The organism is Paenibacillus terrae, assembly GCF_005217525.1.
Taxonomy (GTDB): Bacteria; Bacillota; Bacilli; order Paenibacillales; family Paenibacillaceae; genus Paenibacillus; species Paenibacillus terrae_C.
This window is the reverse complement of record NZ_PNXQ01000005.1, coordinates 39,592-39,912: the sequence shown is the minus strand read 5'-3', so window position 1 is coordinate 39,912 and position 321 is coordinate 39,592. Positions and strand designations below refer to the sequence as shown.

Annotated in this window: 1 protein-coding gene; it reads left to right on the top strand. The window is 60.1% G+C overall.

What is annotated here, in order from left to right; translation table 11 throughout:
- Window positions 1–3 precede the first annotated feature (3 nt).
- The coding region (locus C1I60_RS24695; protein ID WP_212734430.1) for a condensation domain-containing protein at window positions 4–321 on the top strand (318 nt) is incomplete at its 3' end.

Below are 321 nucleotides of genomic sequence, written 5' to 3'. Positions count from 1 at the left end.
GGGATGAAAGAACTGCTGACCTATCCTACGATTGCCGCCTTAAGTTCCCATGTCGAGCCGGTGAAGCGGATGGCAGAGCAAGGCGAGATCCGCGGGGTTACGGGAATGACTCCGATTCAGCAGGCCTTTGTGATCGAGCAGCCGACCGACCTGCATCACTATAACCAATGTGTCGTTTTGCAGCGCTCGGACGGTTGGGAAGTGAGGGCGCTGCAAGCCGCGATGCAGGCGTTAACGGATCACCATGATGCCCTGCGGACCGTGCTGCGCCAGAGCGATAGCGGTTATACGGCGTGGACCCGCCAGATCGGGGAGGGAGCG